This window comes from uncultured Gemella sp. (assembly GCF_963537375.1).
Lineage (GTDB): Bacteria > Bacillota > Bacilli > Staphylococcales > Gemellaceae > Gemella.
On record NZ_CAUTDQ010000001.1, the window covers coordinates 68,774 to 81,844 of the forward strand.

Consider the following 13,071-nt stretch of genomic DNA (forward strand, 5'->3'; position numbering starts at 1 on the left):
TACACTCCTATTCAATATTATCTTTCTACAGCTTTCACTAGTTCAGTCATTTTATCAACAACTTCATCAATAGTCATAGATGTCGTATCTACTAACGTTGCAGAGTCAACTTTTACTAGTGGAGCAATATCTCTATTTTCATCTTGCCAATCCCTAGCTTTAATATCTTCCTTAACTTTTTCGAAATCAACATTTTCTAGACCTTGACGTTCAAAATCTAATACCCTTCTTCTTGCTCTTTCTTCAACAGACGCTGTTAAAAATATTTTAACAGCAGCATTAGGTAGGACAACTGAAGCAATATCGCGTCCATCCATAATAATATTATTAGTATGAGCTAGATTTCTTTGAGTATCAATTAGAAACTCTCTCACTGTAGGAGATTTAGCGAATAAAGATGTATACTGACTAACTTCAGCAGTTCGTATTTTATCACTAACTTCTACATCATTTACATATACATATTGAATACCATCAACATATTCCACTCTAAAATCTAAATCTTTAAGTAATTCTTTAATTTTATTTTCTTCCAATTCATTTAAATCATTAGATAGAAAATTATATGTTAATGCACGATACATAGCACCAGTATCAACATAGTTAAATCCTAGTTTTTCAGCTACCATTTTTGTTATCGTACTTTTTCCAGATCCTGCTGGCCCATCTACAGCCACTGATACATATTTCATTATATACCTCTCAGACAAATTTTTTCAATATACATTATAGCACAGACTTGCTTTTAACACTACATTTATACGAAAAAAATTTTTTTCAACATCAACATTAATTAAACTCAACTTATTAATTTAACAAAATATAACTCTATGATTCTACTTAAGCTTCAATCCTGCTAATCCCGCTAGTGCATTATTTTCTAATTTCTCCTGCTTCATGTATTTTTTCATATCTACACGGCTAGCCTTATCTTTCTTGCTTGATTTAATTCTCTTATCAACTTCTTTTTGTTTTAAAGAATTTCCACATTGACAACGATATGTAGCATTTTCTCCATTTCCGAATAATGTCATTTTCTTATGACAATTATCACAGCGAAGATTTGTTAAACGGCTAATCACCTTGCGATTACGACAGCTTGGATTAGAACATTTTAGCATTTTAGTTCCCTTTTTATCTACTTCTAACATAAAGCTACCGCACTCTTCACATTTTTTACCACTAATGTTATCGTGTTTAAACTTATCTTCACTATCTTTAATTTCTGCGATACAAGATTTTGTATATTGTTTAACATCATTTAGAAACTTATCTTTAGAAAGTTTACTTCTAGCAATATTATCAAGTTGTTTTTCCCATACCGCTGTTAGAGACGGACTCTTAAGATTTTTCGGAACTAAATTTAAAAGCTGTTTAGCCTTATTAGTAATTTTTATTCTTCCATTGTCTAATACTAAATAATCATTCGTGAACAGTTTCTCTAATATATCCGCCCTAGTCGCAACAGTTCCGATACCATTTGTCTCCTTAAGAATTTTTCTTTCATTCTCATCATCAACAAATTCAAATGGATTTTCCATCGCATATATTAAACTACCTTCAGTATAATAACTAGGAGGAGTTGTTTGTTTCTTATTATAGACTAATGATTCAAGTTTAAGACTATTATTCTTTAGATTAATAACTTTATCTTGGATTTCTTCTTTGCTTAATATTTTATAACCTTCCTGAAGAACTTTTAGACCTTTTGCTGAAAACACCTTATTTTCCAGAGTAAATGAGTACGTTGTTTCTTCATATTTATAGTCAGGTAGTAAGTTTTCTAAAAATCTTTTCGCTACTAAATTATAAATTTTCATCTCCATCTCAGACATCGACATATAATTTGGTCTCTGTTCTGTAGGAATAATCGCGTGGTGATCACTTACTTTTGCATTATTAATAATTTTCTTAGCATTTAAGTCTTTTTCTCTTAATAGTTTTGCAGTAATCTCTTTAAAATCTCCACCTATAGCTTGTACACGATCTCTTAGAGTATTTTTCATATCACTAGTTAAATATCTACTGTCAGTTCTAGGATACGTTAATACTTTATGTCTTTCATATAAACTTTGGACTATATTCAGCGTCTGTTTCGGTGACATCCCAAATAAAGCACTCGCTGTTTGTTGAATATCTGTTAAATTATATAATGGTTTAGCAGAAGAAGTCTTAGATTTTTTTTGAACATCATTAAACTTAATATCTTTATTAATATTCTTCTTAATAAACTGTTCTGCTTTTTCTAAATTAAACTCACTGTTATCACAGCTAAATTTCACGCCATCAATTTGAGCTTCAAATGTATAATAATCTTTCGGCTTAAACTGTTTAATTTTTTCTTCTCTTTCAAAAACCATCTGTAAAGTTGGTGTTTGAACTCGACCGCAGTTTAAAGATGCATTATATTTCAGAGTTAAGGCTCTTGAAGCATTAATCCCGACTAACCAATCCGCATTAGCACGAGCTATACCAGAATGATATAATCCAAGATATTCTTTTCCATCTTTTAAATTTTTAAATCCATCTTTTATAGCTTTATCAGTTACAGATGAAATCCATAGACGTTTAATATTCTTATTACATTTTGCTTTATCAATAATGTAGCGAGCAACTAACTCTCCCTCACGTCCTGCATCAGTTGCAATAATAATTTCTTTAACATCTTTTCTATTTAGAGCATTCTCCACTACTTTATATTGTTTAAAAGTTTTCTTAATAATTTCAGTCTTCATAAATTTGGGAATCATCGGCAAACTTTCTAAGTTCACATTACTAAATTCTTTATATTTATCCGGTGTTTGAAGGGTAATCAAGTGTCCCAATGCCCATGTAACTACATATTTATCTCCCTCTAAGCAACCATTCTTATTATTTTTAGCCCCGAGATTTCTCGCTATATCACGAGCAACCGACGGCTTTTCACAAAGTACTACACTTTTCATCAATAATATCCTCACATATTTTCTTTACTACTATAATTATTATAATAAACTTAGGATAAAATAACTAGTGATAAATTAGAATTGAATTATATTTTTATTGTGTGGGAACATTCCCCCTTTTTTTACTTAAATCATTCTTACTTTTCATTCTAAGAACAAGAAAAATTTACTTTAATATTTGACACATACGTAAATAAATGAGATACTATTAATATAAATTAGTGGTGAAACACCCACATCAATATCATTATTCGCTGTGAAACACCAGCATCAATATCATAATAAGAGTATCTCTATAAGGGATACTCTTTTCTTTGTGAATCCTCAAACTCAATCGATTTACTCTCATCTATCATTTTATCCGAAAAAATTAGTAACTTATAATCACTATCACTTCCCCTCAACATTAGTTGTAAAATACACCTCATATATATTATAATTTATATAACACCAAAGGAGGATTTGTCTATGAAACTTTATTTAGCAGGAGCACTATTTAATGAAGCGGAAATCTCTCAACGTTTAAAAGAGGGAAAATTATTAAGTGAAAGATTCGGAGAAAGATTATCTGTATTCAATCCAATTGAACAACCTTTCAACGAAGATAAACAAACATTACCAACACCTCAAGATATTTTCAATGGAGATACATACGCAGTAGAAAATTGTGATATTTTCTTAGCAGATGTAACTAACGAAGACAGCGGAGTTATGGTAGAATTAGGAATAGCTATTGCACTGAACAAAAAAATCATAGCTATTAATTCTGATATTAGATTAAAATCAGCTAACAAATATGATATACCTAGCTATGCAATGAACCATTATGTTCTTGGTGGTATTTTAAAACATGGTACACTAGTTTACAGTTTTGAAGAAGCTATGAATGAACTAGAAAAACTGTTTTGTCTAAAAACTAAACTATAACAATAAACGAGATTGACTCAAACCAACTAACAGCTTGAGTCAACCTCTTTATTTTTATTTTATTTTATTTTCAACTTCTTATCTTTTAATTCTAATACTACATCGGCAGCATTTGCTAATTGATTACTATGAGTAACAACAATAACACATTTATTATTCTCAATTGCAACTTTTTTTAGAATATCTATAATTTCTTGTGCAGTATTCTCGTCTAAGTTTCCTGTTGGTTCATCCGCTAGTATAATCGGTGCTTCAGATACTAATGCTCTTGCTATAGCTACACGTTGTTGCTGACCTCCAGAAAGCTTCATAACATTTCGATTAATATGTTCTTCTTCCAATCCAAGTTTTAGAAGAATATCCTTATTCACATTTTTTGAAACTAACTTTAGATTTTCTAATGGTGTTAAATAATCAATTAGATTATAGTTTTGAAATACTAATGAAATATCTTTTCGTCTATGTTCACTATACCCTATTTTTTCAATATTTATATTATTAAATAATATTTCTCCATTTGAAGGGCTATCTAATCCAGCTAATAAAGATAGTAAAGTTGATTTACCTGCTCCTGATTTCCCTATTATTGCATAAAACTTTCCTACTTCGAAGTTATAAGTAATTCCACTTAGCACTTTAGATCTGCTATTTTCATATAAGTAATCTACATTTTTTAATTTAAAAATCGACATTTCTTATTCCTCTCTAATTTATTTGCGTTAAAATTTTCTTCGGTTTTGTTTTTAATATTGGTAACAACGCAACTACAACTGAAATAATCACAATAGTTACCATAACTATTATCACACCAATAATATTCGAACCATTAATCGAAATTTTAGTTAATTCATCGCTAATTATCTTTGGTAAATCTTCTGAAAAAATACTTGTAGCATTACCGCTAATGTATTTAAATAAGATAAACTCTAATCCTAAAGCTGATAAAAAGCCGAATATCATAACCATTAATGTTTCTACAACAAATTGTAAAATTAAATTCACTTTACTTATGCCTAACGATAGTAAAACACCAATTTCATATAATCGTTCTCTTATCCAAAACATAAGCACTAACGATAAAATCACAACTCCTACAATAACACTACCAATTCTAATCATGTTCGTAAGTTTTGTAACACTTTCAACTGAAGAAGTAATCAATTCGTAATTCTTGTTAGATTTTGATACTGAAATATTATTTATTCCTAAACTCTCAACATCTCTAATAATATCATCTAACTTAGTTGGATTATTAACTCCATACTCAACAGATGTCACTCGATTACTTGTTGAATAATTTAATAACTCCTGACTAGAGTTATAATCTGTATAAACAGTATTTTCTATAAAATCTGAACTTAATCCTTCAAAGTTATTAGTCTTCTCCCCTGAAAAAATTCCAACTACTTCAAATTCAACAGTTTTACCATTTTGTTCTAATTTAATCTTATCACCTAAGTTTAAATTGTTGATTGTAGCAAATTTTTCATGAACTAAGATTTTATTTTGATCACTTTCTTCTATATGTCTTCCCTTTTCTAGCTTCAGAACTTCACTTTTAAAATCTATATTATTTTTTGTAGAAGTTATTCCATTCATCATTACTAAATTACTTTTATTTTTTATTTCCTCAGTAATTGTAATATTTTGATTTTCTTGAACAACTTTTTTGTCTACTACATTAACAGACTTTGCATAAAGATAGTTCTTCTCGTTTACTCCAGCAACTTCATTAATTTTCTTCAAAGTATCCTTTTCTATTTCCTTATTTGATTTATCTATGCTTTCAATAGTAAATCCAAAGTTAACATCTTTATATAAGTTCTTAGAGATGCTTCCCACAGTTGTATTTAGTATACTTCCACTTAGCAAGAAAAATGATATTAAAGTAACAATGAAAAATAAAATGCTACTCCTAACTTTTTTTCTAATAATATAAAGATATGCCCTATTAAAAATACTCATGAGTTTCTCCTTACATTAGTTAATATCCGATAATAAATCTTTTGGTTTTCTATAAGCCAATCTACTAGAAGCAATACCTACAGCAACGATAATAATTACAATTCCTACAATAACTACTGTTAACATATTGCCAAGGCCTACACTTACATCTAGCGCTGTAATAATTTTATTCGCACCTTCAACTTCTGCATTTGCTCCAAGATTAACACCGTTAGCTTGATTTGATATCGTCTTACTTACAGACTTAATAGATTCTTGTAAAATCTGATTACCTATACTTTGGCTTATTGCACTTCCAACAAAATACGAAGCTATGAAACTCGGAATACTAATTAGCAATACTTCAAGTATAAATTGACCAATAATACTTGCTTTTGTCATCCCAATTGCTAAACTTACACCAATTTCCTTTCTTCTACTGTTTATCCATAGGAATAAAATCAGAGAAAGAATTACTATACTAAATACTATTGTAGCTATAAATACACCATTAGTTAAGCTATATATTGTATCTAATGATTGTTGTAACGCTGGGAAGTTTTGATTACTTTTAACAAGCATATATTGTTTCCAGTTAATAGGTAATTTCTTAGCATCATTAATTATGCTATCTACCTTATCTTTTCCATCAACTAAGAATGTTGCATCTTGATATATTTCTTTTCCATCTTCATAGTTATATAAAGTTTTTGTTGTTTGCGTATCAGCTATAAAAATATTATCATATAGCTCCATATGACTAGAAGTTGCGCCTTTATTCTGTCCTCCAAAAATACCAACTACAGTTACTTCAACCTCTTTATCAGATTTCTTTTCATTATCTGCATCATTTGGATTACCTTTTAATTTGATCTTATCTCCTACTTTTACTTTATTTTTCTTAGCAAAACCTTCGTGAATTAAAACAGAGTTTTTATCATCATCTTTAAGATGTCTACCTTCTTGTAATTTTAGTGTTTCAGCAGAGAATCTATCATCTAATGAAGAATCATTAGTTCCACTTACAATAACAGTTTTAGAGAAAAGTTGTCTTTGTTTGTTGTTTTTCTCCTCTTGTTGATGATTAGCAAGTTTTAACGGTTCTAAATCAACTAGATCCGCACTTACATTCATTCTTTTTATATATTTTTTCACACCAGGAAGATTCTTAATCTTTTCTATATCCTCACCGATTAAGTTACCAGCACCTCTAGCAGTACCTGGATTTGTTTTTCTATTTATCTCCATAGAAAAACTACTAGTTATATTCTGGAAAGTTTCTTTAGATAATGCATCCGTTGATTTTTTTATTGAAATAGTACTTAAAATTAATGATGACATTGTTACTAAAATTAAAAATATAACAAATGATTTAAAACTTTTCCTAGTTATATATAACCAAGCTTTAGTTAATATTGACATTTTTTACACCTCTTTTTATTTTATTTCAACTTAAATAGGATTAATAACTATTATCAACCTATAATTTTATGATAACGCTTTTACTTAAAATTAAACTTATATTATCTATATAAAATTAAACCGCTTTAATTTTATACTCAATAAAAAATTCAAAACAGTAAAGCATAAGAGCTTCCCATTTTGAATTTCATTATTATATATTATATTAAGACGAACATTGCTTCATTAGAATTCAAAATCAATTCCTGTTTTATTTCTTTCATAAAAACTTTTAACCAATTTTTCTCTAGCATATATATCGGATTGCATATTATGTAAATCAATCTGAGCATCAATCATACGAATACACTTATTAGCTAACTTAACAGCTTCTGGTTTGTTTAATCTTAATTGTATTTGTACTAAAATAAAAGTAAATGCATTAATATGAAAATTAAAATGAGTCAATTCACTATAGTTTGTCTTTATTAATTCTATAGCTCTTAAGCATTTTTCTTCAGCTTCCTCTGGATATCCTCTTCTAGATAAACATGCTATAGCACTATGCAAAGTAAGTAAAGCTCTTTCTCCTTTATCAACTGAAAACATATCACTAATACCAACAGGTTTTAAATTTTCATCAATAATCCTACGAACAAACTCAATAGGTAGTTGTTCTTCTGAAAGTACTCTAAGCATTAATGCCAATGTTAACATTTCATTTTTTGTATGTTTATCCATATTTATTAAATGCTCCAAAACCATTTCCCTATTTTCTAATATGATTTTTGGAACCATACGTTCCTGTAATACCGCAAGATACTGCTCTATATATAGACGTGTAGTCATTGAGATTTTTTCTCTCTCAAGAGTCTTAATCGCAAGAGTTTTTATAGCTGAAAAGTTGCCAGATTCTTCCAATGCATTCGCCTCTTTTAAAAAACCAGATTGATCTACTTCTACAAGAGGTAAATATTCAGAGAAATAATCTTGATAACATATACCTATATTTCTTAATAATTGCTCGAAAACTTCTAACGACACACTAGTCTCATCAGCTTCAAATCTAATTAATGTCCTGGCAGATATTGCTGTTCCTGCCGCAGCTTTCAACTTTATTCCACGTTCTTCTCTAATCTTCTTAAAGATTTTTCCCTGCATATTTCTTTCATCCATTTAAGCGCCCGCCTCCTAAATAAATTATAAGTTAATTATAACATATATTAAGTAATTAATGTAGTAAGCGACCTCGTTTTTTTCATTTTATTGAAAATATATCATAAAAAATAAAAAAAGTAACTGACAACACAACACAACACAGTCACTTTCTTTAACGCCTATATATTTTCCCGTTAAATTACTCTTGTTTATAAACTTCAAAAATTAATACTTTTCTCATCTTTATTTTACTTAAGTATATTTAAATACATAATATTTTTTCTCCAATTTTGTTAAGTTTTAATCAATTTAGACTACTTTTTCTAAATTAATTTTTTATGGCAAGTTAACAAAATTATTTTATATAAACTTCAACTTTCTTTTCTATAAACTACTATAATTTACCCTAGAATATCATTATTAACGAAAAAACAACCAAAAGTGTTAACATGATATTTCATCTTTTGTTATAGTAAATAATAAGTACGGACTCTTATAGACATTTATTATTATAGCACTAATTCTTAAAAATTTATGTATTGTGTTAAAATTGTCACTTTTCGCCATTTAAACACATATATTTAGCTAAAAATGACAGCTGTGACACTAATAGTAATTTAACATTAAAATTATAGTTTTTATCTATTATTTCCAACTACTTTGTTTAAACTGTAAATCGTTGATAAATCTAAATTTACTAAATATAACTATTTAAACTAATTCACTATTATTTTAATTAACTTATAAAAATTCAATACTAAAATTTCATTAATTTATTTCATTCTTTTATGCAACATTATCTTTATTTACACAATATTTCTTTCAAACTTTATTCTTTTCTACTAATATTTATAAAATAATTGTCCCCCTCAACATAAAAGGGAGACAATTAAACTATTATTTATCTTAATTATTTTCTTTATTTTTACGTAATCTCACAGCTACTGCTAATGCCACTAATCCAGCTACAGTTGCCGTTCCTGTTTGACTTTCACCTGTATTAGGCAGAGTATTTAATCCATTTGAGTTAACTCTTGGACGTTGTAACTCAGGTTTGTTGTTTAATTCACCTGGTGCTACATCCACTGCGACATCTTTTAATTTATATCCTCTCTCCTCTCTTAACTTTTTAAAAATACTTCCATGCTGATTTTTCTCGTTCATTTTTCGTCTCCTAAATTTAATATTAGCTATAATTATCTAAAATAGTTATTAACAAATACTATTTTAATAATGATTTCTTCTATATTTTATCATTAAATTAATTCTTATTTTAAAATCACGACAAAATTGTCGCACACCTTAACGTTAACTCTTTTTTTCAATTTAAACATTTAACGACGTGACATTTTCGTCACATAATAATTTTTACTTAGAATAGTTATTCTTAAAAATAAACCTCAAGGCATAACACTCTATACCTCGAGGTTTAATTCTTATATTAATCTTAATACTAGTTCCATAAATCTTCTAGTAAGTGAGTTTGTGTTCTGTCAGGTCCTGTAGAGAATACAGAGATTTTAACACCTACTAATTCTTCGATTTTTTCTAAATATTTTCTTGCATTTTCAGGAAGTTCATCTAGTGATATTACACCTGTGATATCTTCATCAAATCCTGGTAATGTTTCATAGATTGGTTTACAATCTTTAATGATGTTTTCATTCGCTGGATATTCAGTTAATATTTCACCTTTATAGTCATATGCTGTACAGATTTTAATTTCTTTAAGTCCTGTAAGAACGTCAAGACAGTTCACTGACAGATTCGTCATTCCAGATACACGAGCTGAGTGACGCATTACTACTGTATCAAACCATCCAATACGACGTGGACGTTTAGTAACTGTTCCGTACTCATGACCAACTTCACGAATTGTGTCTCCGATTTCATCGAATAATTCAGTTGGGAATGGTCCATCACCTACACGTGAAGTATAAGCTTTTGAAATTCCTAATACTTTAAGACCGTTTGTTGGTACGAATCCATTACCTACTGTGATTCCACCTGCAGATGGATTAGATGATGTAACATATGGGTATGTACCGTGATCGATGTCTAACATTACACCTTGAGCACCTTCAAATAAGATATTTTTATTTTCATTTTGTGCATCTTCTAATACTTTAGAAGTGTCTGTAACATATTGAGCTAATTGTTTTCCGTATTCGAAGTATTCATTGAAGATTTCTTCTACTGTGAATCCTTCAGTTTCATATATTTTTTCGAATAGTTCATTTTTTTCTTTCAGATTTTGTTCTAATTTTTTCTTGAATAGATCAGCATCTAATAAGTCCGCGATACGGATACCACAACGTTTGTATTTATCTACATAACATGGTCCAATACCTTTTTTAGTAGTACCAATTTTATTTTCTCCACGACGAGCTTCTTCAACTTCATCTAGTTTTAAGTGATATGGTAATACTACATGTGCTCTATTAGAGATTCTTAATCCATTACAAGTAACTCCACTTTCTTTTAGTCTATCGATCTCACTACAAATCCATTTTGGATCTACTACTAGACCATTTCCGATAATTGAAAGTTTTTCTTCATTAAAAATTCCAGATGGGATTAATTGAAGTTTGTAAGTTTTTCCATCAAACTTAATAGTATGTCCTGCGTTGTTACCCCCTTGATAACGAGCAATTACATCAGCGCGTTCTGCTAAAAAGTCGGTAATTTTACCTTTACCTTCATCTCCCCATTGTGAACCTACTACTACGATTATTGACATTAGTTACGCCTCCTAAAAGCAAATATTTTTTCCATTAATAATTATATCACAAATACAGACGTTTACAACCATTTTTTATAAAAAGCTCAAAATTATCGGACAATATAATCTATTTTAACACTTTATACACTTTTATGCGTTTTCATTAAAAACTATTGTAATTGAACTATGCCAACTACATTGAAATACTAAAACAAAAAATAACCCGAAAAATAGCATAATTTATTTCTCGAGTTACTTGTTATTAATATTTTCTAATCTTAGAATTTATTAGAAGATTCCTAAGATTGTTTCAGTTTCTTCATCGATATCGATATTTAAAGCACTTGGTACTTTTGGAAGCCCTGGCATTGTTAATACTTTATTCGCATAAGCTACTACGAATCCAGCACCACTACGTAGCTTAACATCGTTAATTGAAATATTAAATCCTGTAGGACGACCTTTAATTTTCGCATTATCTGTTAATGAAGCTGGCGTTTTTGCCATACATACTGGTAAGTTCTTGAATCCAAGATTTTCGATTCTTTCGATTTCAGCCTTAACTTCATCAGAGAAGTTAACTCCATCAGCTCCATATATTTCACGACATACAGTTTCAATTTTTTCAATGATTGAAGCTTCATCTTTGTATAATAATTGAAGTTCTTTGTCATTTCCTTCAACAGCTTTAACTACTTTTTCTGCCAGGTCTATTCCTCCAAGACCACCTTTTTCCCATACTTCTGTACGTGAGAATTCTACACCTTGTTCTTTAGCCCAGTTTTCTAAGAACGCTAGTTCTTTTTCTGTATCAGTAACGAAGACATTTAGAGCTACTACTATTGGTAGATTAAATTTACGTAAGTTTTCGATATGTTTTTCTAAGTTTTGAACACCTTTAGCTAATGCTTCTAAGTTTTCTTCTTTTAGATCTTTTTCTTCAATATCACCGTGTAGTTTTAATGCTTTAATAGTTGCAACTACTACTGCAGCTTTTGGTCTTAAACCAGACTTACGACATTTAATGTTTAAGAATTTCTCTGCTCCTAAATCAGCTCCGAATCCAGCTTCTGTAATTACGTAGTCAGCGAATTTTAATGCTGTTTTTGTAGCTAAGATTGAGTTACATCCGTGTGCAATGTTTGCGAATGGTCCACCGTGAATAATCGCTGGATTATTCTCTAATGTTTGAACAATATTCGGTTTAATTGCATCTTTTAATAATGAAGTTATAACACCTTCAATTTTCAAATCTTTTAGGTAAACAGGTTCACCTTTTTTGTTGTAAGCAACAAGAATATTACTTAATTTTTCTTTAAGATCTCCTAGTCCTTCTGATAAACATAAGATTGCCATGATTTCACTAGCTACAGTAATATCAAAACCATCTAGTCGTTCTAAATCAGTCCCAGCGTTAACTTTAATATGACGTAAATCACGTGCATTCATATCCATAACACGGTTAAAGACGATTTTATCAATTTCTAATTCGTTACCTTGGAATACGTGGTTATTTACTAATACTGCGATTGCATTGTGCGCTGTAGTAATAGCGTGCATATCTCCTGTAAAGTGAAGGTTAATATCTTCCATTGGTACAACCTGTGCATATCCTCCACCAGCTGCTCCACCTTTTCTTCCTAATACAGGACCTAAAGATGGCTCACGTAGTGCAACACAAGATTTTTTCCCGATTCTATTTAATCCATCAGATAAACCGATAGTTACAGTACTTTTCCCTTCTCCACTTGATGTTGGGTTAATAGATGTAACTAATACTAGTTTTGCATCTTCACTAATATCTTTTTTGATATTTTTTGTTTGGATTTTTGCTTTGTGATTTCCGTATAATATTAAATCTTCTTCTTTTATCCCTAATTTACCTGCTACTTCAGCAATATGTTTCTTTTCACATTCATTTGAAATTTGAAAGTCTGACTTCATTTAATCTACCTCTTTTCTTTGTGCTTTGTA

General features: G+C 29.5%; 10 protein-coding genes. 1 reads left to right on the forward strand and 9 read right to left on the reverse strand.

Features of this window, described 5'->3' with window-relative positions; genetic code table 11:
• Positions 1-17 precede the first annotated feature (17 nt).
• Positions 18-692, reverse strand: coding sequence for a (d)CMP kinase (gene cmk, locus RYK99_RS00375; RefSeq protein ID WP_314989103.1), 675 nt, complete (start codon positions 690-692; stop codon positions 18-20).
• 144 nt (positions 693-836) lie between these two features.
• Positions 837-2,945, reverse strand: coding sequence for a DNA topoisomerase III (locus tag RYK99_RS00380; protein WP_314989105.1), 2,109 nt, complete (start codon positions 2,943-2,945; stop codon positions 837-839).
• A gap of 468 nt (positions 2,946-3,413) precedes the next feature.
• Between RYK99_RS00380 and RYK99_RS00385 the strand changes: the two genes are divergently transcribed.
• A complete protein-coding gene (locus RYK99_RS00385; protein ID WP_314989107.1) occupies positions 3,414-3,872 on the forward strand; it encodes a nucleoside 2-deoxyribosyltransferase in 459 nt (152 codons plus the stop codon).
• Between the two features lie 59 nt (positions 3,873-3,931).
• On the opposite strand, the gene RYK99_RS00390 is transcribed toward RYK99_RS00385, so the two are convergent.
• The 7 genes from RYK99_RS00390 to RYK99_RS00420 form a co-directional block, all read right to left on the reverse strand.
• On the reverse strand, positions 3,932-4,564 hold the full coding sequence (locus RYK99_RS00390) for an ABC transporter ATP-binding protein (RefSeq protein ID WP_314989109.1): 633 nt from the start codon (positions 4,562-4,564) through the stop codon (positions 3,932-3,934).
• Between the two features lie 13 nt (positions 4,565-4,577).
• Complete coding sequence (locus RYK99_RS00395) at positions 4,578-5,837, reverse strand: FtsX-like permease family protein (RefSeq protein ID WP_314989110.1); 1,260 nt, start codon at positions 5,835-5,837, stop codon at positions 4,578-4,580.
• 15 nt (positions 5,838-5,852) lie between these two features.
• Positions 5,853-7,238: an ABC transporter permease gene (locus RYK99_RS00400; RefSeq protein ID WP_314989112.1), complete on the reverse strand. Its 1,386-nt coding sequence runs from the start codon at positions 7,236-7,238 to the stop codon at positions 5,853-5,855.
• A gap of 225 nt (positions 7,239-7,463) precedes the next feature.
• Positions 7,464-8,393 carry a helix-turn-helix transcriptional regulator gene (locus RYK99_RS00405; RefSeq protein WP_314989114.1) on the reverse strand — a complete coding sequence of 310 codons (930 nt, stop codon included), beginning with the start codon at positions 8,391-8,393 and terminating at the stop codon, positions 7,464-7,466.
• A gap of 888 nt (positions 8,394-9,281) precedes the next feature.
• Positions 9,282-9,539, reverse strand: coding sequence for an LPXTG cell wall anchor domain-containing protein (locus RYK99_RS00410; protein WP_314989116.1), 258 nt, complete (start codon positions 9,537-9,539; stop codon positions 9,282-9,284).
• A gap of 289 nt (positions 9,540-9,828) precedes the next feature.
• A complete protein-coding gene (locus RYK99_RS00415; RefSeq protein WP_314989117.1) occupies positions 9,829-11,115 on the reverse strand; it encodes an adenylosuccinate synthase in 1,287 nt (428 codons plus the stop codon).
• A 270-nt stretch (positions 11,116-11,385) separates the two neighbouring features.
• Positions 11,386-13,041, reverse strand: a complete 1,656-nt coding sequence (locus tag RYK99_RS00420; protein WP_314989118.1) for a formate--tetrahydrofolate ligase — start codon at positions 13,039-13,041, stop codon at positions 11,386-11,388.
• Positions 13,042-13,071: the final 30 nt, after the last annotated feature.